Consider the following 23,801-nt stretch of genomic DNA (forward strand, 5'->3'; position numbering starts at 1 on the left):
CGCTCAGCCGCGTCGCGCTTCCGCGACGTAGCACCATCTGCCAATGAGGAACACGGTGAAGGGCAGAATTGCCGCGAACGGTAGCCAGCGCAAGGCAACTTGAAGACCAACCGCATCCGCTACCATGCCGGTGATAAAGGGGCCTGCTGCGAGGCCCAGTATGTTGTTAAACAGCGTCAGAGTGGCAAATGCCGAGCCGTGAATGGCTGGCGGCGTGGCCCCGGCAATGATCGCGCTGCATGTGCCGAACGAGCTGGCAAGGAAGAACACCCCGGGCGCAAGGAGCGCGAGTTGCAGATTGCCCTGTGGCAAACGGAACGCGATCGCCAGCAGAACGCCTAACACGAGGCAATAGCCAATGGCCATGTTCCACCTTTTGAGCGACGAACCCCCGCTGATCCGATCGGTCATCACACCGCATATGAGTTGGCCCAGGCCGCTGACAAGGACCAGGCCTGCCGCCAATGTGGCTGCTTCGCTGACAGGCATGCCCCAGTAGCGATTCAGGTAGCTGGGCAGCCACACGAACAGAGTGCCTTGAACGAAGATCTGCAGGGCGCAACCGAGGTAGGCACAAAAGACGGAACGGGACGGAAACAGGCCAGAGAAAAACGCGCGCGGTGTTAGTTTCACATGCCCGAGGACCGGAGTTCCGTTTGCATTGTCCGGTTGCGCACTCGCGAGTTTTTTCTCGGTGACCACGAAGTAATAAATGATCACCAGCACAAAACCAACGATCGCCATCAGACCCATTGACCATCGCCATCCAAAGTGCGTCGCAATGATCCCGGAAAGCGAAACACCGAGCACGGACCCAAAGGCAGCGGCAGACGTGAAGCCGCCGGCAATGGTAGACCGCATATGCCTTGGGAAGACGCTCACGAGCATAGCGAATCCGACACTTCCATAGGCGGCCTCGCCGACGCCAACGAACAAGCGCGCAACGAACATCTCGTGATAGGTGCTGGCAATGGCGCACCCGAGCGTGGCAACACTCCACACCGCCACCATCAGTGCAATGCTTTTGACGCGCCCCCAGCGGTCCGCGATGATGGAGAACGGGAGGGTCAGCACGCCGACCATCAACGGCACCACGCTGCTAATCGAGCCGAGCTGTGTATCGGAAATCTGCCACTGCGCTTTCAATAGCGGAAACAAGGCATTGATCGCTTGCCGCGACATGTAGTCAGACAGTAACAGGCAAAACATCAATGCAAAGACCACCCACGCGTAGGGTCGGGCACCAGTGGTAGCCGCAGCCGGCCCAGCCGGCATCGCGTTACTCGTAGACATGTTCAATTTCTGTCTCCTTATGACTTCTTGCATCGGATCATCTAGCCTGGCGCTACTTCCCGCTTTACCTTGCACGCCTTGAACTTGGCTATTTATGACAGTCATCCGCAGGCGCAGGGGAGCCGTGGCCGGGGCCAGCCTGCACGCTCTGGAGATCTGAGCAGGGTTTTCCCTTTGCTTGCGCGAGTTGGTAATAACTTGTCGTGAACGGTCAAGCCGGTTGGCCCGGTGCGATCCGAGAATAGACGAACAAGCCTTTCTAAACACGCAAAGCATCGCAATCGAAATCAAAAGGGGTAGACATGAAGAAGCAGGCCAATCACTTGGGGTGGCGCGGTTGCGCCTTGGTAATCGGTGTTGGTGTCGCCGGGGGCATGTCCGTGGCCCAGGCCCAGGAGGCTTGGCCCAGCAAGCCGATCCGTCTGGTGGTGGCGGGGCCTGCCGGCGGTAGTGCTGACGCCTTGGCCCGGCTGCTGGCGCAAGGCCTGCAGCAAAAATTGAGCAAGCCCGTCATCGTAGAAAACAAGGCTGGTGCCGCCGGTGCGCTGGCGATCAGCGATTTGCAGTCCAACGGCAAGGATGGCTATACCTTCCTGGTTATCCAGGGCGGTGTCGTGAGCGAGGCGCCGTTGGCCTACAAGGTCCATTACAAGCCTTTTACGGACCTGAAGCCCCTGGCCCAGATCAGTCGCACGGGGCTGGTGCTGGTTGCCAACAAGGATGTGCCCATCTCCAACCTGAAGCAGTTGGTGGACTACGGCAAGTCGCAGAAGGACGGTATCGTTTTCGCGTCCTATGCTACGGGATTGAAGGGCCACACCTCGGGCATCCTGCTCGGGCAGCTCACGCATGTACCAATGCGGCATGTGGGCTACAAAGGCTCGCCCCCGGCGTTGAACGACCTGATGGGTGGTCATGTGCCCCTGATGTTCGATGGGGTGACTACCTCGTTGCCGCTGATCAAAGCGGGAAAGATCAAGGCGATTGCCTTGAACTATCCGACCCGGATTGCCGAATTGCCGGATGTGCCGACTTTCAAGGAGCTCGGCTACCCGCAACTGGCGCAAGCAGGGTGGTTCGCAGTGTGGTCCCGCCCGGACGTCGCTCCGGCAATCCAGGAGAAAATCCGCGAGATAACACTGGCGTATTTCAAGCAACCCGCGGTGCAGAACCACGTCAAGGACATGGGGATGGAGCAGGGGGGCGCCGCTACGTCGGAAGAGTTGATGGCGGACCTGAAGCAGGCATACCAGCAACAGGCCGCGCTGCTGAAGTCCATTAACTACCAGCCGGATTAATAAGCGATTATTCTGCGCAAACTCGCCATTGCAGTCCGAATGGCCTTTGCGCAGTCGTTGGCCAGTGTATGCGGCATCGTCGATCTGGCTCGTCCGTCAGTTACGGATACGGATCGCGGTCGTCGAGTCTGGCTGATCGTTTATAGCGGGCGCCGCCATCTTCAAATCCCGCGGGCCCGCTCTTTTTTTCCCGGCCGGCGGCATTCCGCCGCCGGTTCGGTCACGAGAGTTCGCGAATGAACGCTTTGGCTTGCGGCCACTCGCCATAGCCTGAAGCGGGATTCAGATGCCCGACCTCGCCGAGTTCGACAAAGCGGCTGCCCCACGCCTTCGCCAGGCCACGGGCGCGATCGAGGCGCGTCAGGGGATCGTTGCTGCTCGCCGCAACGATGCTCGGAAACGGCAATGTGCCGCGAGGGATCGGCAGCCAGCCGTGGTCGCTCAGCGTGCCGAGCGTCGGATAGCCTGCCGGCATAGACGTTTCGAGGTCCGCGGGCGCCGCGAGCAGTGCGCCGAGGATCTCCCGTGTGGCGCCTCGGGCGGCCCAATGGGCGACCATCATCGCGCCTGCGCTGTGCGCCACGATGATCACCGGCCCCTCGATGGTGGCCAAAGCGCGATCGATCGCGTCGACGCGAGCAGCGCAACTCAGCTTGTCTTGCTCAAGCGGAGCGACGCTGACGACGCGAGGCAGCGTCGCCGCCAGCAGGGTTTGCCAGTGTTCCGGCACATGGTCACGCAGGCCAGGGACGATGAGAACGGTCGGTGCCGTAGAGGTCATGTCGATCTTTCAGTAAGGCGCGTCACCGATGATGGCGGTACGCTCCATCTTTCGGTGGCACGGTGGATAATCCATCACTGCGTAGTGCTGGGTGGAACGGTTGTCCCAGAATGCAACGCTGTTCTTCTTCCAACGAAAACGCACTTGGTATTCGGGGATGTTGGCCTGGCTGACCAGGTAGCTAAGCAAATTGCCGGCACCCGGCGCCTTGTCCAGCCCGAAGCGCACGTTGGCCGGCACATTGAAATTTGTGAAGTGCGTCGTAAAGCTTCCATTGACGAACAGCACTTTCTCTCCGGTTTCGGGATGGATGCGCACAACCGGGTGTTCGGCGTCCGGGTACTGAGCCTTCAGCGCAAGACGCTTTTCGATCGGCATCGCGGCACCGAAGCTCGCCTCGATGCTGTGGCGCGCGCGCAATGAGGCGATCTTCGTCTTGATATCCTCGGGCAACTGGTTGTAAGCCTCGACCATGTTGACCCACATCGTGTCACCGCCCACTGGCGGGCATTCGACGCAGCGCAGCACGCAGCCCATCGGAGGCTTTTCGCGCCAGGTGGCATCGGTATGCCAGGAATTCTCGTTGCGTTCGGGGGGGCTGTCCGGGGTCTTATAGATCTGAACCAGTCCTGGGTAATCGGGATGGCTGCCTACCACTGGATGGTCCTCCAGCTCACCGAAGCGGCGCGCAAAGGCCACGTGCTGCGCGCGCGTGATGTCCTGGTCGCGGAAGAACACCACGCGATGTTTCAGGAGCAGCGCCCGAATCTCCGCCATCTGTTGGTCGTCCTCGGCAGCCGCGCCCAGGTTGACGTTGCTGAGTTCCGCACCGATCGTGCAAGTGATGGGCTCGACCCGGATCGAGTTGCCTAGAGAGGTTGCGCGGACCACTGCGGGTGCCGCCTTGAGGTGTTGAATCATGAGCGTGTCTCCGATTGTCGGTTTGGCCGATCGATCCTTGCGAGTCTGGATGTCGCGGGTATCTCCCGCTTGACAGTACATGACAGGCATTTATCATTCCATGCCAATGTCCTACTCAGTACTCTAATGTCGTCACTTGTCCGCGCCGCGGCCCTCACCAACTACAACGAGGTCGCCAGAGCCGCTGGACTGGACCCAGTGCGGATGCTCTTTGATGCGGGGTTGAGTCCGAGCGTACTGAGCGAGCCGGACATCATGATTCCCGTCGAACGTGTCGGACGGCTGCTTCAGGCGTCCGCAACCATGTCAGGCAACGAGAGTTTCGGGCTGTGCATGGCCGAGTCGCGCCTATTGTCCAATCTTGGGGCGGTAGGATTGCTGATCCGCGACCAGGCGACCCTGCGTGAGTCGCTTCACATGCTGGTGCGCTATCAAGCGTCGCTCAACAGTGCGCTGTCGCTGGCGATCGAGGAGTGCGATGGACTGGTCATTATTCGCGAGGTGGTAGTGGCTGGCAGCGCACATCAACCCACGCGTCAAAGGGTTGAGCTGGCGCTTGGTGTCATGGTGCGGTTGATACGTCAGCTCCACAAGCCCGACTGGGAGCCGCGGCGTGTTTGCTTTGAGCACCCCGCGCCGCGCGATCTGAGTATCCACCGGCGGTTTTTTGGCCCTTGCGTCGAATTCAACTATGACTTCAATTGCATTATCTGCGCAAAGGCCGATCTCGATGCACGCAACCCGTCCGCGGATCCGGCCATGGGGCGCTACGCGCAGCGGCTGATAGACGCGTCAGCCCTGTCGCAGCAGGCGACAATGCTTGAGGATGTGCGGCGCATGATCCTGCTGCTGTTGCCCAGCGGGCGCTGCAGCATCGAACAGGTTGCGGAGCATCTGGGCGTGGTGTGCCGCACGGTCCAGCGCCGGCTGGCGGAACACGGGCAGAGCTTCTCGTCGATCGTTAACGACGTTCGTACGGAACTCGCCATACGCCATGTCACCGAGAGCGATCGTCCGTTGACGGAGGTGGCGACCCTGCTCGGTTTTTCCGCGCCGAGCGGATTCTCGCGCTGGTATCACGTGCAATTTGGCTGCAGCCCCAAGGAGAGCAGGGCAGCGCGCGGCACATTGCGCCGGCAGACGGCACCGACCTGAGCATAACCCTGGCAGAGCGTAATCCGCGTCAGGCCATGTCTTGTATTGACGCTCTCTTTTCCGGATTCCGCAGGGCTTCCGTCTGGCCAGCCGCGCGGCGCGCGGCGCGTGGCGAATAGGCGTTCGAGCAACCTTCAGTGACCCCACAGGCTCTGCGGAACCCTCAGTGGAACCGGTGCGGGCTAGCGCTTATATTGTCGACAAAAATAAAATACCGTATCATGGGGACGGCACGCCTTTCCTGGAGCGCCATCGGAAAGCGCCGCGCATGCTTGGATGCCAGGGTGACAAGCTTCCATGTTCTGCGGGCCGTGCGCGCAGAACATGGGCGAGGGGAGATATCACAATGAAAGACGATCAGCCAGCCGGTAATGGCCCGTACCTCCATCGGATGGGCGGGGCGATCTGCATGGGATTCTGCTGGCTCGCCGAGCGGCTGTCCTATGCCACGGCAGCGATGCTGTTGACCGATCTGATTGCGTGGGAACATGACGGGTACGTCGTGCGCAAATACCTGAACATCGATGCGCTTCCCGGAGCCGACGAGTAGGCGCGGTATCGGAATACGCGAGCGACGGCGGGCGTCAAGCGCCTCCTTGCTGGCTCCGCTTCCCCTGTCTCTGCCCTGGCGTGCGGCCCCCTGTTTCTGCGGCGGCCCGATGTACCGGGGGCCCGTAGCGAGCCTGCAAGGACGTCGTCCTGCGCAGGCCCTTGTCGTTTTGGGAACGCGCGGCTGCCAGGATCAATGGTCCCGTTGGCTCTGGCAGTATCCGCAATCTGCCCGATTCGCCACGTAAGGTAAGATCTCGGGCGCTGCAAGCGGTGCAATGCCGACCAAGGGCAGCACCCGACCCGTTCCCCAATCATCGGAAGGACTTACCACTCATGGGCAGGCTCAAGACTACCAACACGCCGGAATTGCAGTCGCTGCTTGCACCGCAAACACCGCAGAATCCGGTCACGCTGGCTGTCGAGCAGGCGCTTATGCATGGACGCGACTGGTCGGCATCCGTAGCTGACCAGATTGCGGTACGGCTGGCGGGCCTGATTACGATCGACGTGATCCACGCAGGCCAGCGCTTGCTGGAGAAAGACATCAGCGAGGTCCTGGCGGTCAGCCGCGCTCCTGTGCGCGAGGCCTTGCGCATTCTGGAGCGGGAGCGCTTGATTGAGTTCCGTCCCCGGCGCGGCGCCATCGTCACCGAGCCCAATGCCCAGGACCTGCGGGATATCTACGTCGTGCGGGACGCGCTGTTCGAGATCCTGCTCAGGCAGTTGATGGAAGAGCGTGCGGACGCGCTGGAAGCGTTGTTCGAGCAATTCATTCCGCAGTTCAGCAAGGCCGCCGAGGAATCGGTAGACGCCTATATCAGCGTGACCTTCCTGGCAAACATGGCCATGGCAGATCTGTCCAGCAACCGGCTGGTAGGGGAGGTGCTGAACTCTATCTCGCTGCGGGTCCTGCGCTATGTGCGGCTGGGGCTCGCAGCCCATCCCGGCTCGCTGGAGAATTCCTTCAAGACCTGGCGTGCTCTGCAGCGCGCTGTAATCAAGCGGGACATCGAAGCGGTCTTGCAGACCGCGCACAAGCGCATCGGAAATTCCCGCGAAGCAGCCGTCCGTGCCCTGTCATCCGGCGTCCAGAAAGGCAAGGGCGGCGCTGCCGGCCGCAGCGCTGTGCCGGCGTAGGCCTTCCAAGCGCGCGCGGGCAAGACTGCCCGCCATCGCTCTCCAGTTATCCTCTCTATCGGCAGGCTGCCAGCGAAGATCGCGATATCTGCTCGCAAGTATGGCTCCCGCGAGGCTGCGGCTGTGCCAATGGGAGAAATCAGCGCGGGTTAGCAGAGTCTCAAGCGCCGCTGTGTGTTGAACGGGGCTTTACCCGAATCGAATTCCTCAGAACGGCACGGGCTCCTCGGCGCCGGCAAGACCGGCTGCTTATTCACCTGCTGCGCACGCGGGAGAACGAGCCAAAGCACCTGCCGATGCGCGCCACCTCAGGGCAATCTCCCAATGAATAAGCATAGCAGTGACCGCGGGGTCGCCTCAGAGCCGCGCGAAGGCCAACTGCGCGCGCTCGCGGCGTTCAACGCATTTCAGTCAATGTTATTTATGTCGACAAGAAAGATTTCTGGCTGATATCATTGCCTGCACCCGAGGCCGGAATAGGGCATTGATCGGTAAGGAACGCTACTGAAGCGCGCTGGATGTGATCGAACGTTTCATGATGCGGATCGAACAAGATGACCCGCGCGGAGATTCTCTGGTGGCGATGGCCGGCCTATGGACAGCCGGGCTGGACACGAACGCTTCGTTCGCTGTGATCGCGGCAGCGAATGTGACGTTCGATCTAGTGGATCTAGTACGCGACCCCACTCCCATGGCGTTGCCGTAGTCGCGGTGCCACGGGTCAACGAGGACGCCAGGGGCGCAGAAATAAACCAAAGGAGAAGAGACAATGGGATCATTCAGCAAGCGGAGCAAGTTTCATGGTGCACTCATCGCTGCGGGCGCAATCTGCACCGGCGGCGCATACGCACAGAGCAGCGTGACGCTTTATGGCGTGGCGGATATGAACGTCGAATTTGCTAGCCATGTTGGCGCGGTGCCCAGTGCAGCCAACAAGTTCAATGCGGGCCCGTCAAACAATGTCTACCGAATGGACTCTGGCGGCCTGTCTGGATCGCGTTGGGGCTTGCGTGGCGTGGAAGATCTCGGCAACGGGCTGAATTCCATTTTTGTCTTGGAGAGCGGCTTTAACCTGGATGCCGGCACGTCGCAGCAGGGCGGCCGCCTGTTCGGTCGCCAAGCCTATGTGGGCATGCAAAGCTCGCAGTTTGGCCAACTGACTTTTGGCCGTCAGTACACGTCGATGTTCGAAGGCCTGGCAAACTTTGTACCCGCAGCCTTTGCCACGCAGTATGAACCGATCGTGATGCTGACAGGCGCGAACTTCCGCGAGGACAACACCATCAAGTACACAGGTCGGTTCGGCCCGGTCACCGCACTGGCACACTGGTCCTTCGGTACCGGCCTGGCGTTGCCGACGACGGTGGCCAATGGCCCGCTTCTAGGCGGCAACGGTGAAGTCCCTGGCCAGTTCCGTCGCGATACCGCCTATGGTGCGGCTTTGACCTACATTGCCGGCCCTGTCGGCGTGGCTGTTGCTTACGACCAGTTCAATCCCACCGTTTCGAACCCCTTGAATGCTGCTGTCCTCGGGAGTGGAAGCTTCAAGAAGGCGACGATCGCGGGAAGCTATGCGTTTGGCCAGGCAAAGATCATGGGCGGCTACCGCTGGGGCCAGAACAGGGACCAGAATGGCAGCCTGCTTGAACGCGACGACCTCTACTGGATCGGCGCCAACTACCAGGTGACGCCGGCGCTTGGCCTGACGCTCGAATACAACTATGACCACGTCAAGCGCTTTTTCGCGAACACGTCGACCCCGAACCCATGGCAAGTTGCTTTCATCGCCGACTACGCCCTCTCCAAGCGGACTGATGTCTACTTGACCACGGCATATGCAAAGAACGCGGGCCTGGGACTGGATTCCGCGATGATCGCCTACGCGAACAGCCTTTCCCTTGGCAATAGCTACACGCTTGCCAGCGGCCAAAGCAATATGCTCGGTGTCGCCGCAGGCATTCGCCACAAGTTCTGAGAGCCTGTTTGAGAATTCGCTGCAGATGTGTTCTGAAGGTGGGATGTCGAAAGAAGAACATCGAGAGCGGCAAGCAAGCACGGTGGGCAAGACGAAACGATGCCCAAGCGATCTGGCAGACGTGCAGCCCCGGCGTCTGCCAGATCAGCCCAGCGGGGTGTGCACACAGAGGAGACCGGAATCTCCCAATAACGTCCGGTCAGGCCAAGTTGAAGGGCAACTGCCGCTGGGGCTTGCCGGTGAGGCGTGCAATGGCGTTGGCAAACGCTGGTGCGAGCGGCGGCAGGCCCGGTTCGCCCATGCCGGTGGGTGGGTCGGCGCTGGGCACGATGTGGACATCGAATGCGGGGGTATCCGTGATGCGCGCCACGGTGAAGTCGCCGAAATTGCTTTGCTCGACGATGCCGTCCTTTAGCGTGATGGCCGAGCCTGCCATGCACATGGACAGAGCCATGACCGCCGCACCTTGCACCTGCGCCTCCACCGTCCGAGGATTCACTACCAGGTTGCAATGCACGCCAGCGGTAACGCGGTGCAGCACCGGACGGCCATCCCGCACCGCGGCCTCCACGACGTAGGCCACCACTGAGTCGAAGGACTCGTGAACAGCGACACCCCAGGCGCGGCCCGAAGGCAATTGCTTCTTGCCGTAGCCGCTCTTGTCCACCGCCAGTTGCAATGCGGCGCGGTGCCGCGGATTCTTGTCACTGAACAGGCCCATGCGGTACGCCACCGGATCCTGTTTGGTGGCGCGCGCAATCTCGTCCAGCAAGGTTTCCATGACGTATGCGGTATGGGTGGAACCCACGCTGCGCCACCACAGAACCGGTACGTTTAGCTTGGGGTGGTGAACAGTCAGGCGCATCGGTAGCGGGTAGGGAGCACGCATACCCTCCGTGGCCGTGGCGTCGATGCCGTTCTTTATCTGGAATTCCCCGAACACAGTCCCGGTCGTGATGGATTGACCAACGATGACGTGGTCCCAGGCCAGCACCTTGCCGCGCTCATCGAAGCCGATGCGCGCGCGGTGCAGGTGCATGGGGCGGTAGTAGCCGCCTTTTATGTCGTCCTCGCGGCTCCAGAGCGTGCGCACCGGCGCGTTCATGCCGGCGGCGCGAGCGGCCTTCGCGACCTCGCAGGCCTCGACCACATAGTCGCTGGTGCCCACGAAACGCCGGCCAAAGCCGCCCCCCGCCATTTGCACATGGATCTTCACCTGCTCGGGCTTGAGATCCAGCGCACGCGCGGCGGCGATACCGTCGAGACCCGGGCACTGGGTGCCGACCCACAGTTCGGCATGCCCGTCAGACAGTTGGACGGTGCAGTTCAGCGGCTCCATCGGTGCGTGGGCCAGGTAGGGGAACACGAACTCGGCTTCGAGCTGGTGCGCAGCGGTGGCCAGGGATGCCATGTCGGCGTCGAACTGGCGCGGCCCGGGACGACGGGCCAGGTCGCGGTACTGGGCCAGCAACCGTTCGCTGTCCACCTTTTCCACCGCGCCCGTATCCCACTGCAACTTCAGTGCGTCGCGCCCCTGCTTGGCAGGCCAGTAGCCGTCGGCCACCACCGCAATGCCTTCGCCGCCGCGGTCCAGCGGCACGCGCAGCACGGCCCTCACCCCTTTGACGGCGCGCGCGGCGCTATCGTCCATCGTGTTCAGCCGGGCGCCGAACACTGGCGGATGCGCCACCACAGCGGTGAGCTGACCAGGGAGATGCACGTCAATGCCGAAGTCCTGACGCCCACTGCTCTTGGCGCGCGCGTCGAGGCGTGTCGTGGGGCGCCCAATAATGCGGAAGTCCTGCGGGTTCTTGAGGGTGACGTTCTCGGGCACGGGCAGGGCCATGGCGGCCTCGGCGAGCTCGCCGTAGGTCAGCTTCCTGCTGCCCGGGCCCAGCACGGTCCCGGCCCGGGTACGCAGCGTCGACACGTCCATGTTCCAGCGTGCTGCCGCGGCAGAAAGCAACATCGCGCGGGCACGCGCACCGAGTTCTCGGTACTGCGTGAAGCTGTTCTTGACCGAATGGGAGCCACCGGTAAGGTGAATGCCGAATAGCGGGTCGACGAAGGCCGCGTCGTTCGAGCCGTGCCGGCTACGCACCAGGTTCCAGTCGGCGTCCAACTCCTCGGCGAGAATCATCGGCAATGCGGTCTGTACGCCTTGGCCGAACTCAAGCCGGTTGATGGTCACCATGACTTCGCCATTTGGGGAAATCTGCACGAAGGCCAAGGGCTGCTGCGTCGGCTTCAGGGCATTCGTAGCCTGGCCGTTTCCGGTAGCTTGCCCTATCGCCAGATGCGGGAAGGCACCGAGCGCCAGGCCGGCAGTGCCCGTCAGTTTCAGGAAGCTACGGCGCGACAGCCTGGCGGCGTTGTCGGCGTGGTCTCGCTCCAGCATATGCAGAAGGGCGCGCGGCATTTCGCTGTAGTCAAATTTGGGCAACATGGCGGCTCCTTCAGGCGACGGACTTGGCGGCATCGGCCACCGCGGCGCGGATGCGGGCGTAGGTGCCACATCGGCAGATATTGCCCGCCATGGCGGCATCGATCTCGGCGGCGGTTGGTTGCTTGCCGCGAGGTAGCGATTTCAGAAAGGCGATAGCGCTCATGATCTGCCCGCTCTGGCAGTAACCGCACTGCGCCACGTCGTGCTTGACCCACGCCGCATGCACAGCGGTTCCGAGCCGGTCGCTGCCATCGGTGGCGGCCTCGATGGTGCCAATCTTCTTGCCCTCAGCGGCTGAGATCGGCGTGATGCACGAGCGGATGGCTTGCCCGTCCAGATGCACGGTGCAAGCGCCGCACAACGCGGCACCGCAGCCGAACTTCGTGCCGGTCATGCCAAGTGTGTCGCGTAGGGCCCATAGAATGGGCGTGCCGGGATCGGCGTCTACCGTGTGCTCACGGCCGTTGACGTTGAGTTTGCTCATGCTGGTTCGATTCTCCGTAGACTTTCATTCGCGCGAGCGTGCCGATCTCAGTTGGCCCAGTTCTGCAACCAGAAGGCGTAGGGTGTGGGCAGCACCGACGCCGCATTCTCGAGCTTGAGATCGCGCGCCGCATGGAAAGGCCAATGCGGATTCGCCAGCAGGGTACGCGCTAAGAAGACGAGGTCCAGTTGCCCCTCACGAACAAAGGTGTCGGCCTCTTGCGCGCTGGTGATCTGCCAGCTCGTTGCAACTGGCAGACCGGTTTGCGCGCGAATCCGTTGTGCGTAGGGCACCAAGAAATTGGGCCCCCATGGCACTTGTTCTTCCGAGGTCGACAGGGCAAGTCCCGCGTCGACGAGATCCAGGCCGGCATCCTTGAGCCACTTCAGGACCTGAACGGAATCCGTGAGCGTTTCGTCTTCGCGGCCGTCAAATTCCACAACACCCAGGCGCGCAGTTAGCGGAAGGTTTTCCGGCCATACCTTCCTCACTGCGGCCACTGTCTCGATCAGAAAGCGGGCGCGATTCTCCAGCGAGCCGCCGTAGTGGTCGTCCCGCGCATTGGAGTGAGTGGACAGGAAGTTCTGCCCGAGAAAGCCATGGGCAAAATGAAGTTCCAGCCACTGGAATCCAGCCTGCAGGGCGCGGCGTGCGGCATCTACGAAGTGCTGCTGCGTGTCTTGGATGTCCTCAACGCGCATCTCGCGTGGCGTATGCGCACTGGCGGGCATGAAGGGCAACGCGCTTGGCGCCACCGGTTGCCAGGCTCGCGGGTCCTTCTCGTTCAGCGGCGCACCGCCCTCCCAGGGCGGAGTGCAGCCGGCTTTGCGACCGGCGTGGCCAATCTGGATACCCGCTACGGCGCCGCCGGCCTTGATGGCCTTGGCCGCAGATGCGAGGCCTGCAATGTGAGAATCACCCCACAGGCCCACATCGCCAGGCGTGATCCGTCCCTCCGGCGACACGGCCGTGGCTTCAACGATGACGAGTCCAGCGCCGCCGCGGGCCAGCGTCGCATAGTGACTTTGGTGCCAGTCGTTGAGGTGCCCATCCTCAGCCATGTACTGGCACATGGGGGAGGCGACGATACGATTACGAAGGGTGACGCCCTTCAAGGTGTAGGACGAGAAAAGGGACGGCATCGGGAAAGCTCCGGGTAAGCATCAACGGGAGCCAGTTTGAGGGATCAGGCGTCGAAACCGTTTGCCAGATTTGCGCCACTTTTTGCACAATTCGACGAATAGCGCGCCATCAGGGTAGGTTGGCTTCGGCCCGGTGCTAGACTCCGAGCAGCAAACCGAGGGCCGAAAAGGACGATGAACGCGAGCGACAGCAAGAGTATTCCCGTCAAGGCTGCGGGCATTGATGCCCTCGTGGAGGCAATCAGCCGGGTTGCCCAAAGCGATGGCGACTACTCCACTGCAATTTCAGGCTTGACTCTCCACCGCAGGAGTGCCGCCGCAGAACCCATGCCGTGCATCTACGGGTTCGGCCTGGGTGTTGTCGCTCAGGGCGGCAAGCAGGTCATGCTCGGTGATGACGTATTCAACTATGGTCCCGGGCAATCCATGTTGACCACTATCGACCTGCCGGTCGTGTCAAATGTGACCATAGCTACGCCGGCCGCTCCGTTTCTTGGCCTGATGCTGGCCATGGATCCGCGCGTCATCGTGCAACTGGCGGCCGAGATGGAATTGGCGCAGCCCCCGAAGGAGAGTTCGGACCGGGCAATTTCATTCAGTGACCTTGAGGCGCACGTTCTGGATGCGTTGATCCGCCTCGTTCGATTGCTCGATGAGCCAAAGCTGATACCCCAAGTCTCCTTGTTGATTCAACGGGAGATCGCCGTACGCCTGCTGGCGGGAGGCAATGGCCCGGCACTTCGAAAGCTGGTAGCGACAGGTTCACCGAGTCAACAGATCGCCAGGGCGGTGGCCTGGCTCAAGTTGAATTTCGCTCAGACTCTGCACGTCGACAAACTTGCGGCGACTGCGCACATGAGCCCATCTACGTTTCGGCAGCATTTTCGCGCCATCACTGGCACGAGCCCGCTCCAGTACCAGAAGCAATTGCGTCTCCAGCAGGCGCGTCAGCTCATGTTCAGCCAAAACCTCGACGCGGGAAGTGCAAGCCTGCAAGTTGGGTATGAAAGTGCATCACAGTTCAGTCGAGAATATGCACGCCTTTTCGGCGCGCCTCCATTGCGTGATATTCAGCGGCTGCGCATTGGGTGAAAAGCAAACACAGTCGTGTTGGCATGGGCGCCCATTTGGTAGGCCCACGAGCGATTGGAAAGTCGCTTTTCATGGCGCGTTGGCGAATGACCGTGCGGTCGTCTCTAAAGCTGGTCTTCGCTGCGGAGCAAATGACCGAGAATGGTTGCGCGGTTCGGTGCTCGCAATGGTTGGATCGGGCAACTGCAGTCGTCGCAGCCAAGAAGCCCCCCTGGGTTCACCAATAATGATTGCTGAAGCCGAAGCGAGAGGAGCTGGCGCGAGAGCCCGCTCTTCTCATCTGTCATTCACCCCTCAGAAGATATGCTTCACGCCAAACATGGCGCCGAGTTGATTGCCGCCCGGCGCCGGATTCGACCCCGTCGCCCCCGAACTGACCGACAAGGCCAGGCTCCCCCGGTTGTCGATGAAGCCAGCCGTTGCGTACACGGAGGTCCGCTTGGAGAACGCGTACGTTCCGCGCGCCGCGTATAGCCAGGCCTTATTGGCGCTGCTGTGGTAGCGCAGGTGGAAAACCTCACCGTCGACACTGAATGCCGGTGTCACGGCGTACGAGATGCCGCCGTACCAGAGATCGCTGAGGGGCGTGGAAGTACTGCCATTGTTGTCGCGCCGGATCCAGCCTCCGCCCAGCTTGGCCACGCCGATATTGGCGTAGCCGTTGACCGACAGGCGATCGTCTTTCAGCCCGCTGCTGGTAAGACCTGCGAACGCCCCTGGCGCGCCACGTAGCGAATCATAGGCCACGCCTGCGCCCCATGCTTTTGCATCGTACTTCAGCAGCGCCGACCACTCTCTGCAAGCGAGGTGATCGGCGGGATTCTCGCCGGCGCAGTTGGTGCCGGCCGGTCCTGGCCCAGCATTGGCGCCGTCTCGCCCGAAACTGTAGGTTGCGCCAAGTGTCACGCCTCCAAACGTGCCCTTGTATGAGACGGCGTTGTCCGCGCGAGCATTCGGCAGGTAGCTGTCCAGAGACGAGGAGCCGAACGTGTTCGGTCCCAGCATGTCGGCGTCGAGCGTCGACCAGAACAGCATGGTGTACTGCCGCCCAAGTGCTACTTGGCCCCACGCTCCGGTAAGGCCCACCCAAGCCTGACGCCCAAACAGCCTGCCGCCCTGGTTCGACACACCTGAGTCTGGCGCAAAGCCTGATTCGAGCGCGAACGCGGCCTTAAGGCCGCTGCCGAGATCTTCGGTACCGCGCATGCCCCATCGCGAGGGCACCGTGCCGGACAGATTGTCCATGCGCGCCACGCTGCTGTTGCCTGCGCCTATGTGATTCACGTACTCGATGCCAGTGTCGACCACGCCGTATAGCGTCACATTTTGCGCTTTGACGGCGCAAGGCACTGCAAAGGCCACGCTGGCCGCCAGAATGCTGAATTTCATGTCTCCTCCATTCTTGTTCTAGTTGATTTAGGCACGCAGTGACCCAGGCCGGCGCGGTGGCCGACCAGTGTGTTACTGCGTCATTGCTTACTCAGAGAAGTGTCAAGCAGCGTGTTCGCGCTTGGCCGCGGCCTGCCGGCGAAGCAGGAGTGCGGCCAGGGCTGCGACTGCTGTTGGCGCGGCCATCCAGGCGACCATGGCCAGATAGCTCCACCCTTGTGACAGGAGGAACCCGCCAATCAAGGGCCCCAGCACCGTTCCGACGCGCCCCACGCCAAGAGCCCATCCCACCGCGGTAACGCGAATGCGCGTCGGATAGAGTTCCGTTACGACCCCGTTCATCAGGAGTTGCGAGCCGACCAGGCCGGCACCCGTCAGGAAGGTTGCGATCATGAGCAACTGGCCGTTGCCACCGCTTGCCGCGACGACGATGATTCCGAACACGGCGGCCGCGTATGACGCAGCGATCAGTGACAAAGGGTGGAAACGACGAACGGACGCACTTAGCAGGGCGCCGCCCACTACCCCGCCCAGGTTCAGGAGCGCAGTGGTAACGATGGAAAGCGACACGCTCATCCCCCGTTGCTTGAGGAGCGTCGGAAGCCAGGCCGTCATCGTGAACACAACCAACAGCGTGCAGAAGTAGGCGAGCCAAACCAGAAGCGTGGTCCGGCGGTGGTCGCTCCGGAACAGCTCGGATACGCTTGGGGGAGTTACTACGCCGGAGGTCGGCTCTTGCGTGATGGTCTTTTGCGACATGGCGCCGAAGCTCGGAGACTCGGGGAGCCGCAGAAGCAGACCCAGGGCCACCAGCAGCGGTAATCCGCCACCAAGGTAGAAAACGACTTGCCAGCCAAACTTCCCGATCAGCGCGGCGCTGACGAAGCCGCCAACCACGGCCCCGAGCGGATAGCCCGAAAACATGATGGTCACCATACGCGCCCTGGCTGTGGGTGACGACACCTCCGAGGTCAGGGCAATCAGATTCGGCATGGCTCCGCCCAGCCCGATGCCGGTCAGGAAGCGCAGCACCAGCACCTGCTCGATGGAGCCGGCGTAGGCCGTCGCCAGGGCGAAGCCGCCAAATACGATAGTCGACCCAATGATCACGGGCCTTCGGCCAATCTTGTCGGCATAGGGTCCGACGAAGAGTGTGCCGACGGTCAGACCCAGCAAGCCAGCCGCGAACACCAGGCCGAAAGATGCCGCAGGAATGCGCCAGGCCTCTGCGAGCACGGGGGCGACATAGGCGATGGCCTGCGTATCAAATCCATCCAGCAGTGCAACGAGGGCGCACCAGAAGGCAACCTCACCGGGAACTGCGCGCGTGGCCACTCGCGTCCCCGCCAACGAAGTACTTGTACGGTCCATGGTTCTATCCAGGTAAAGGGCCGATGGCGGCATCAAGCCGGTTGCAGGCAGGCATAGTTGCCAGCGTGGAAGGCGAGGGGATTCGCATCGCAGTAGGTGTAGCGCTGCACGAGGCCGTAGAAGATCACGTGATCGCCCACGACCTGGTGGGAGATGCGCTTGCATTCGAACGTCGCCAGCGCTCCCTTGAGCGTGGGCAGGCTCCCGATTCCGCTATCGAATGCGTCCTCGATTTCCGTGAACTTGTCCATTTGGGGCCGGCAGAAGTGGCGGGAGATATCGATCTGATCGGCATGCAGCACGTTGATGCAGAAGTGTTCTGCGGTAATAAACGTGGCCAGGCTGCCAGCGCCCCGACGCAAGCTCCACAGGACGATGGGCGGCTCCAGCGAAACGGAGCTGAATGAATTCGCGGTCAGGCCCTCGCGCTTGCCGTCGGATCCCATGGTTGTGATCAGGCATACCCCGGTAGCAAAGCGCCCCAATGCGTTGCGCAGATCGCGCGGATCGAAGTCCGGCGCTGCTAGTTTGCCGTTCGGCAGATCGCCCGGCGAAGTGGCCCATGCACTTTCCCAGCTCATGATAGTCTCCTCAGAGTTTGTTCCCGAAACGGTGGTGCCGCTCAGGCTTACATGCATGTGCATGCTAAAATTCGCTTCGCACCGACACTGCGACGCTGTATGGACAGCCACCGACCCGCCAGCATGAAGCCGACCAAAAAAAGTACTCAGTCCGTTGTTCGAGAAGCGAAGCCGAAATCCCGGGGCATCGAGCCTGCTATTGCTGCGGTTCCGGAGGGATTCGACCTAGAGCAATCGGTGCCGTATCTCCTCAATCGTGCTGGTGTAGGCATTGGCGTAGCCTTCTCGAAGTACCTGCGGCAGTTCGACATTACGTTGCCCGGTTACCGCGTACTCGCCTCACTCTCGCACCGCGACGAGCAGGCCATTGTTGAGCTCGCGGAGCACACCAGCATCGACGTCTCCACGCTGTCGCGCCTGATCACTTCGCTCGAGGAGAAGGGCCTGGTTGCCCGCCGCCGCGACACTGCGGATGCGCGTTCGATCAAAATTCAACTGCTTGCCCCGGGTGCCCAGCTCGCTTCCCAGACCATCCCGCTTGGCGCCTTGTTCGAAAGGGTGGTCATCGCTGGCTTCAGCGCGGAGGAAGTTAAGGTGCTCAAGCAGATGCTAGTACGCATGTATTCCAACCTTTCGCCGCTTGCCGGCTAGCATCTATATATTTGCGTTTGCAAGTTAATTAAGAGTATAGATTCTCGCGCCTGCTCTGAGCAGAATTCTTGCCTCGGGGTTTTTCCTAAGGGGGAATCCCCTATGTTGGCGCCAAATTCCAGCTTTCCCTGGTGCTGATGCGGCGCAACGCCGCATTCACTTTCTGGAAAAGCACTCGAACTAGGGTAACTCCTTACGTCAAAATATTTGCGTTTGCAAATAACTGGACGTAGATTTCAGGCAGGCAACGACGCCATGTCCCGAAACGAGTGCAGCGATGAACGATTCCCCCAACCCCACCCAGGCCTCCCGCGTGGATGCGGCAGGCGCCCCAGGCAGGCACTCGCCAGTGGCGAGTGCGCCCGAGCTCTCCAGGTTGATGGAGCGCGCCAGGGAGATCTCTGAAGGCTTCCTGAGGCCGCATGCCCAGCGGACTGAAGAGGCACGGCGCGTCTCCGAAGAGGCCACGGCGCTCTTTCGCGACGCAGGCTTCTTCCGGCTCATGCAGCCTGCGCGCTTCGGCGGCTACGAGTACGGTTTCTCGGCGTTCGTGGACATCATCAGCGAGCTCGGGCGAGGCTGCCCCTCGTCGGCCTGGGGCTGCTCGTTGGGCAGCGTCCACCAGTGGCTTCTCGGCACTTTTCCGGCTCAGGCTCAGGAGGACGTCTGGGGTACCAATCCGGATGCTATCGTGTGCGGCTCCTATGCCCCGACGGTAAAGGCCGAGCGCGTTCAGGACGGCTACGTCGTCGCGGGCAGATGGCACTGGGCTTCGAATATCGACAATTCCCAGTGGGCGTTGATCGGCGTGCAGTTCGCGCCGGACGACGAGACACCGGTGCCACATGCTGGGTTCCTGCTCGTCCCGCGTGAGCAATGGACAATCCATGACGACTGGTTCACGGCCGGCCAGGCGGGCACCGGCTCCAAGGCTGTCGACATCAAGGTCCCCACACTGGTGCCGGCTCATCGGAAGCTGACATTCGCTCAGGCCTCATCTAACCTGCCGCCCGGCGCGGTGGTGAACACCAATCCGCTTTACCGCATCCCTTTCTTGTCGGCGCTGCCGGTGTGTCTGGTGTCGCCGATACTGGGCGCGGCGCAAGGCGCTATCGATGCCTTCCTTGCCGCCGCGGGCTCGCGCGTCACGCGTGGCGCGGTGGCGGGGGGAGGCAGCCGCCTTGCAGAGTTTTTCCCGGTCCAGTCTCGGGTCGCAGAAGCATCGGCGATGATTGATGCCGCCCGCCTGCTGATCTATCGCGACGTGGCCGAAGTAGAGCGACTTGCCCTGGCTGGCCAGGAAATCGACGTTGATACACGTATCCGCAACCGACTCGACCATGCCTTCGCCGCGCGGCTCGCTCGCGATTCGATCAATGCCATTTTCGACAACACGGGCGGCAACGGCCTGGCGCTGTCGCAGCCGATCCAGCGCCTCTGGCGTGACGGCAATGCCATCGCCAAGCACATCAGCCTGAATTGGGATGCGGTGTCTTCAATGGCCGGCCAGCATTTGCTTGGCCTGGAGGCCAAGGGGCAGTACTGAGCCGCATCGACGACGCCTCCCTCACGTTCACCGGACCTATCCCGGGACCTTAGATTCGACAATAAGGAACACCATGCAAGGAAAGATTGGACTGGAAGAGCATTTCGCCATTCCCGAGACGCTCAACGACTCCGCCGGCTTCGTCCCTGGCGACTATTGGAAGGAATTGAGCCGGCGGCTGCTCGACATCCAGGATGACCGCCTGCGGCAGATGGACGAGAACGGCATGGAGATGATGCTGTTGTCCCTGAATGCGCCAGCGATTCAGGCGATCCCCGATCGCAAGAAGGCGTGCGAGCTGGCAGTCCGTGCCAACGATTTTCTGGCGGAGCAGGTGGCGCGGCGTCCAGACCGGTTCCAGGGGCTGGCGGCACTGCCACTGCAGGATCCGGACTTCGCCACGACGGAGCTCACGCGCTGCATCCGGGATTTGGGCATGCGCGGGGCGCTGGTCAACGGCTTCTCGCAGATCGATTCACCCGAGAACGTCGTCTACTACGACGCGCCGCAATACGCGTCGTTCTGGGCTGCCGTGGAAAAACTGGATGTGCCGTTTTACCTGCATCCGCGCAACCCGATCGCATCATGGGCCCAGATCTACGAAGGTCACCCCTGGCTGCTGGGTCCGACGTGGGCATTCGGGCAGGAGACCGCGGTCCACGCCTTGCGCCTGATGGCTTCCGGTCTGTTCGACCGGCATCCCGCGTTGCAGATCGTCCTCGGCCACCTGGGCGAGGGACTGCCGTACAGCCTGTGGCGCATGGACAACCGCAATGCCTGGGTCGACACCCCCAAGTCTTATCCCGCGCAGGAGAGCTTCCGCCACTATTTCCAACGGAACTTCCATCTGACCACATCCGGCAATTTCCACAACCAGACGCTGATCGATGCCATTCTGGAGGTCGGCGCGGACCGCATCCTGTTCTCGACGGACTGGCCATTCGAGAACGTCGATCATGCCGCGAAGTGGTTTGACCACGCGAGTATCAGCGAGGCGGATCGCGAGAAGATCGGCCGCGGCAATGCCATCAAGCTGTTCAAACTGAAGTAGCCGGTGGGCGTCCGCCGCTGCGGACGCCACGACACCTTCATCGGGATCATGGTGACAATGAAAGACATCGACGAAGTCAGCATCACCCAGGCCGTGCTCGCAGCCAACCGGTCGGGGAATCCGCGCCTGGTCAAGATTATGGAGAGTCTGGTCAAGCACCTCCACGAATTTGCCCGTGAAGTGGAGTTGACGGAAGCGGAGTGGCATCAAGGGATCCGCTTCCTGACCGAAACCGGCCAGATGTGCGACGACAAGCGCCAGGAGTTCATCCTGCTCTCCGACACACTGGGTCTCTCCACGCTGGTGACTGCATTGAACAACCGCAAACCGCCTGGCTGCACCGAGGCCACGGTATTCGGCCCGTTCTACGTGGAAGACTCGCCCGTCGTGGAGAACGGCGGGGATATCGCCAATGGAGCCCGTGGCATCCCGTGCTTCGTTTCCGGGACCGTCAGGGGACTCGGCGGCGAACCGGTCGCCGGCGCGGAAGTGGCAGTCTGGCAATCCGATGACGAAGGCTTCTACGATGTCCAGCGTGCCGGGCTCGATCACCTTCAGGGCAGGGGCAGGGTCCGCACGGATGCCACGGGTGCTTTCCATTTCCGCTCGATCCTGGCCGTGCCTTATCCGATTCCCTATGACGGTCCTGTAGGCCGCATGCTGCAGGCTCTGGAGCGTCATCCGTGGCGGCCGGCGCACCTGCACTTCAAGATCGAAGCCGAAAGCTATGAGCGGCTGATCACACATATCTTCCGCAGCGATGGCCCGTATCTCGACTCAGATGCCGTGTTCGGTGTCCGTTCGACCCTAGTCTCCAACTGGATCTCGCACCCGCCCGGCATCGCCCCCGACGGGTCTGAACTGGATCAACCCTACTACACCTTGCACCATGACTTTGTCCTCAACCGATGCTAATTCCCGTCACAGTGATTCCACCTTTCAGGAGCCGCGCATGATCCGTCATATAGTCATGTGGAAGGTCGCGGCCGGCAGCGACGCCGAACGCCAGGCCGCCTGCGAACTGGTGAGGCGCCAGTTCGAGAGCCTGGCCGGCCGCGTTCCCGGGCTGCTGCAAATCGAGGTTGGCGTGGACATCAGCCGTATCGACTACGCCGCTGATGTCGTGCTGCTGTCCGATTTCGAGTCTGTGTCCGCGTTGCGCGCCTATGCCGATCACCCCGCCCATACCGCAGTGCGCGACGCACTGGAGGGTGTCCGTATTTGGCGACAGCAGGTGGACTACGCCGTTCCCAACTGAAAGGAAGCGAGCCGGCCATCACCGAGATGGTCACCAAGGTACATCAATGGTTCGGCAGAATGGGCACGCTAATCGGCACGTCCCTTGCGTATCGTGACGAATAGCTCCAATGGGGTTACGTCGGAACAGCGCCGATCTGTTGAAGCAAGGAAAGCAGATCGGGTTGCCCGCGCTCTTCGACAAATTGCCCACCAGACAACCGGTAGAAGTTCGTCGCTTGAACTTCAATTTTCTTGCCTGTGGGAGGAATGTTGAAGAAGGTGCCCTGGTGCGTACCACGCATCGTGAATCGAGCTGCCACTTTCTCACCTTCAGCGACCAACTCTTCCAGCGTCCATTGAATATCCGGAAATCCACCGCGCATCATGCCTATGATCTCAAGATAGCCGGCCGGACCCACCACGGGCTCTGGCCGACCCGGAACATGGAATATTGCGTCAGGAGAAATGAGCTCTTTGGCGAGTTGCTCGCTGGCGGTGTTAATGAAGTCCACAAAGCGGGACATGATTAGTTTGTTTGTTTCTACCGTCATAATATGCTCGGCCTCTCAAAAAAAGTATGGGCAACTCATGTGCCGAGTGCCTTCAGAATCGCGCTCCGCACTATGTCTTCCTGTCCGTGAAGCGTGATGGGCACACTGTACGGCAGCAAACAAGACGCGATAAATTGGTAAAGCGCTGATTTACTGCAAACGAGATATTTCTAATGGACCGTCTTGCTGCCATGCAGATCTTTGTCAAGACCGTCGAGGCCGGCTCGTTCTCGGCGGCAGCAGACGCTCTGCGGACCTCCCCCCAACTGGTTGGCAAGCATGTCCAGATGCTGGAGCAGCACCTGGGCGTTCGATTGCTTCGCCGCACGACCCGGCGCCATAGCCTGACGGAAATCGGCAGGACGTTTTACGAGCGGGCCAGAATCATTCTTGCCGAGGTGGAAGCCGCCGAATCACTTGTCGCCGAGACCCGCGCCACACCGCGCGGTCGACTCAAAGTCAACGCGCCGGTCACTTTTGGAATCCATGCCTTAACGCCATCACTGACCGACTACCTAGCGGCCCACCCGGACGTCACTGTGGACCTCACGCTCGCGAACCGCACGGTTGACCTGATTGATGAGGGCTACGACGCCGTGTTCCGGGTGGGCGAATTGGCCGATAGCAGCCTGATGGCCCGCACCTTGCGGCCTTATCAACTCGTACTATGTGCGGCGCCGACTTATCTCACTAATTGTCCGGCGCTGAATCACCCGATGGATCTGCAGCAACATCAATGCCTCGGCTTCTCCCATACCTCTCTACGAACACATTGGGATTTTTGTAGTGCCGATGGCCGCGTCACCGTGCCGGTGACCGGACGGCTGATGGCAGACAGCGGTGAAGCCCTGCGCATGGCTGCGGTGGCTGGGCAGGGCATCCTGCTGCAGCCGCTTGAACTGGTGGAGGCTGATCTGGCTGCCCGCCGGCTTGTGCGCCTATTACCGGACTACGAACCGCCAACCCGTCCGCTCCATATCCTCTACGCCCCGGACCGCCGAATGACGCCGAAGCTGCGCAGCTTTCTGGATTTCGCGGTAAAGGTGTTCGGATAGACGGCTGGAGCGAAAGCACGCCAATTCTGCATACGATCAAACTGCGTCGGGTGGGTTGGCCCATGGGTCTGGATTCGTGAACCAGGTTTGG

The 23,801-nt window shown here is 61.4% G+C and carries 22 protein-coding genes; 12 read left to right on the top strand and 10 right to left on the bottom strand.

Annotated features, from left to right (window positions below):
* Positions 1-3 precede the first annotated feature (3 nt).
* A complete protein-coding gene (locus AC1Q7Q_RS18820) occupies positions 4-1,293 on the bottom strand; it encodes an MFS transporter (RefSeq protein ID WP_492373142.1) in 1,290 nt (429 codons plus the stop codon).
* Between the two features lie 302 nt (positions 1,294-1,595).
* Between AC1Q7Q_RS18820 and AC1Q7Q_RS18825 the strand changes: the two genes are divergently transcribed.
* A complete protein-coding gene (locus tag AC1Q7Q_RS18825; protein ID WP_492373141.1) occupies positions 1,596-2,591 on the top strand; it encodes a Bug family tripartite tricarboxylate transporter substrate binding protein in 996 nt (331 codons plus the stop codon).
* Between the two features lie 220 nt (positions 2,592-2,811).
* On the opposite strand, the gene AC1Q7Q_RS18830 is transcribed toward AC1Q7Q_RS18825, so the two are convergent.
* On the bottom strand, positions 2,812-3,372 hold the full coding sequence (locus tag AC1Q7Q_RS18830) for an RBBP9/YdeN family alpha/beta hydrolase (protein WP_492373140.1): 561 nt from the start codon (positions 3,370-3,372) through the stop codon (positions 2,812-2,814).
* 9 nt (positions 3,373-3,381) lie between these two features.
* Positions 3,382-4,293: a TauD/TfdA dioxygenase family protein gene (locus tag AC1Q7Q_RS18835; protein ID WP_492373139.1), complete on the bottom strand. Its 912-nt coding sequence runs from the start codon at positions 4,291-4,293 to the stop codon at positions 3,382-3,384.
* 126 nt (positions 4,294-4,419) lie between these two features.
* On the opposite strand from AC1Q7Q_RS18835, the gene AC1Q7Q_RS18840 reads away from it, so the two are divergent.
* The 4 genes from AC1Q7Q_RS18840 (at position 4,420) to AC1Q7Q_RS18855 (ending at position 9,112) form a co-directional block, all read left to right on the top strand.
* On the top strand, positions 4,420-5,448 hold the full coding sequence (locus tag AC1Q7Q_RS18840) for an AraC family transcriptional regulator (protein WP_492373138.1): 1,029 nt from the start codon (positions 4,420-4,422) through the stop codon (positions 5,446-5,448).
* Between the two features lie 346 nt (positions 5,449-5,794).
* Positions 5,795-5,998 carry a hypothetical protein gene (locus AC1Q7Q_RS18845; protein WP_492373137.1) on the top strand — a complete coding sequence of 68 codons (204 nt, stop codon included), beginning with the start codon at positions 5,795-5,797 and terminating at the stop codon, positions 5,996-5,998.
* Between the two features lie 335 nt (positions 5,999-6,333).
* On the top strand, positions 6,334-7,137 hold the full coding sequence (locus tag AC1Q7Q_RS18850; protein ID WP_492373136.1) for a GntR family transcriptional regulator: 804 nt from the start codon (positions 6,334-6,336) through the stop codon (positions 7,135-7,137).
* A 769-nt stretch (positions 7,138-7,906) separates the two neighbouring features.
* Positions 7,907-9,112, top strand: a complete 1,206-nt coding sequence (locus tag AC1Q7Q_RS18855; RefSeq protein ID WP_492373135.1) for a porin — start codon at positions 7,907-7,909, stop codon at positions 9,110-9,112.
* Positions 9,113-9,311: 199 nt separating this feature from the next.
* Here the strand turns inward: AC1Q7Q_RS18855 and AC1Q7Q_RS18860 are convergent, their stop codons facing one another.
* From AC1Q7Q_RS18860 to AC1Q7Q_RS18870, 3 genes are read right to left on the bottom strand one after another with little or no spacing between them, the layout of a single operon-like run.
* Complete coding sequence (locus AC1Q7Q_RS18860; protein WP_492373134.1) at positions 9,312-11,558, bottom strand: xanthine dehydrogenase family protein molybdopterin-binding subunit; 2,247 nt, start codon at positions 11,556-11,558, stop codon at positions 9,312-9,314.
* Positions 11,559-11,568: 10 nt separating this feature from the next.
* Positions 11,569-12,042 carry a (2Fe-2S)-binding protein gene (locus tag AC1Q7Q_RS18865; RefSeq protein WP_492373133.1) on the bottom strand — a complete coding sequence of 158 codons (474 nt, stop codon included), beginning with the start codon at positions 12,040-12,042 and terminating at the stop codon, positions 11,569-11,571.
* 47 nt (positions 12,043-12,089) lie between these two features.
* A complete protein-coding gene (locus AC1Q7Q_RS18870; RefSeq protein ID WP_492373132.1) occupies positions 12,090-13,184 on the bottom strand; it encodes an NADH:flavin oxidoreductase/NADH oxidase in 1,095 nt (364 codons plus the stop codon).
* A 174-nt stretch (positions 13,185-13,358) separates the two neighbouring features.
* On the opposite strand from AC1Q7Q_RS18870, the gene AC1Q7Q_RS18875 reads away from it, so the two are divergent.
* Positions 13,359-14,276 carry an AraC family transcriptional regulator gene (locus AC1Q7Q_RS18875; RefSeq protein WP_492373131.1) on the top strand — a complete coding sequence of 306 codons (918 nt, stop codon included), beginning with the start codon at positions 13,359-13,361 and terminating at the stop codon, positions 14,274-14,276.
* A gap of 294 nt (positions 14,277-14,570) precedes the next feature.
* On the opposite strand, the gene AC1Q7Q_RS18880 is transcribed toward AC1Q7Q_RS18875, so the two are convergent.
* From AC1Q7Q_RS18880 to AC1Q7Q_RS18890, 3 genes are all read right to left on the bottom strand, one after another.
* Positions 14,571-15,665: a porin gene (locus AC1Q7Q_RS18880; protein ID WP_492373130.1), complete on the bottom strand. Its 1,095-nt coding sequence runs from the start codon at positions 15,663-15,665 to the stop codon at positions 14,571-14,573.
* Between the two features lie 102 nt (positions 15,666-15,767).
* Complete coding sequence (locus tag AC1Q7Q_RS18885) at positions 15,768-17,036, bottom strand: MFS transporter (protein ID WP_492373129.1); 1,269 nt, start codon at positions 17,034-17,036, stop codon at positions 15,768-15,770.
* Positions 17,037-17,068: 32 nt separating this feature from the next.
* Positions 17,069-17,617 carry a flavin reductase family protein gene (locus AC1Q7Q_RS18890; RefSeq protein WP_492387196.1) on the bottom strand — a complete coding sequence of 183 codons (549 nt, stop codon included), beginning with the start codon at positions 17,615-17,617 and terminating at the stop codon, positions 17,069-17,071.
* 123 nt (positions 17,618-17,740) lie between these two features.
* On the opposite strand from AC1Q7Q_RS18890, the gene AC1Q7Q_RS18895 reads away from it, so the two are divergent.
* The 5 genes from AC1Q7Q_RS18895 to AC1Q7Q_RS18915 all read left to right on the top strand — a co-directional run bounded on the left by AC1Q7Q_RS18895 (position 17,741) and on the right by AC1Q7Q_RS18915 (position 22,123).
* Positions 17,741-18,268 (top strand): MarR family winged helix-turn-helix transcriptional regulator, encoded by a 528-nt coding sequence (locus AC1Q7Q_RS18895; RefSeq protein ID WP_492373128.1) that lies wholly within the window; start codon positions 17,741-17,743, stop codon positions 18,266-18,268.
* Positions 18,269-18,545: 277 nt separating this feature from the next.
* Entirely contained in the window at positions 18,546-19,814 is a 1,269-nt protein-coding gene (locus AC1Q7Q_RS18900; protein ID WP_492373127.1) for an acyl-CoA dehydrogenase family protein, read from the top strand.
* Positions 19,815-19,887: 73 nt separating this feature from the next.
* Positions 19,888-20,865, top strand: coding sequence for an amidohydrolase family protein (locus tag AC1Q7Q_RS18905; protein WP_492373126.1), 978 nt, complete (start codon positions 19,888-19,890; stop codon positions 20,863-20,865).
* Positions 20,866-20,922: 57 nt separating this feature from the next.
* A complete protein-coding gene (locus AC1Q7Q_RS18910) occupies positions 20,923-21,780 on the top strand; it encodes an intradiol ring-cleavage dioxygenase (RefSeq protein ID WP_492373179.1) in 858 nt (285 codons plus the stop codon).
* 37 nt (positions 21,781-21,817) lie between these two features.
* Positions 21,818-22,123: a Dabb family protein gene (locus AC1Q7Q_RS18915; protein ID WP_492373125.1), complete on the top strand. Its 306-nt coding sequence runs from the start codon at positions 21,818-21,820 to the stop codon at positions 22,121-22,123.
* 115 nt (positions 22,124-22,238) lie between these two features.
* Here AC1Q7Q_RS18915 and AC1Q7Q_RS18920 read toward each other — a convergent pair whose 3' ends face one another.
* Positions 22,239-22,628 carry an ester cyclase gene (locus AC1Q7Q_RS18920; protein ID WP_492373124.1) on the bottom strand — a complete coding sequence of 130 codons (390 nt, stop codon included), beginning with the start codon at positions 22,626-22,628 and terminating at the stop codon, positions 22,239-22,241.
* Positions 22,629-22,828: 200 nt separating this feature from the next.
* On the opposite strand from AC1Q7Q_RS18920, the gene AC1Q7Q_RS18925 reads away from it, so the two are divergent.
* Complete coding sequence (locus tag AC1Q7Q_RS18925) at positions 22,829-23,710, top strand: LysR family transcriptional regulator (protein ID WP_492373123.1); 882 nt, start codon at positions 22,829-22,831, stop codon at positions 23,708-23,710.
* The last annotated feature ends 91 nt before the right edge of the window (positions 23,711-23,801 follow it).

It is taken from the genome of Cupriavidus sp. GW823-FHT07A04, assembly GCF_058794615.1.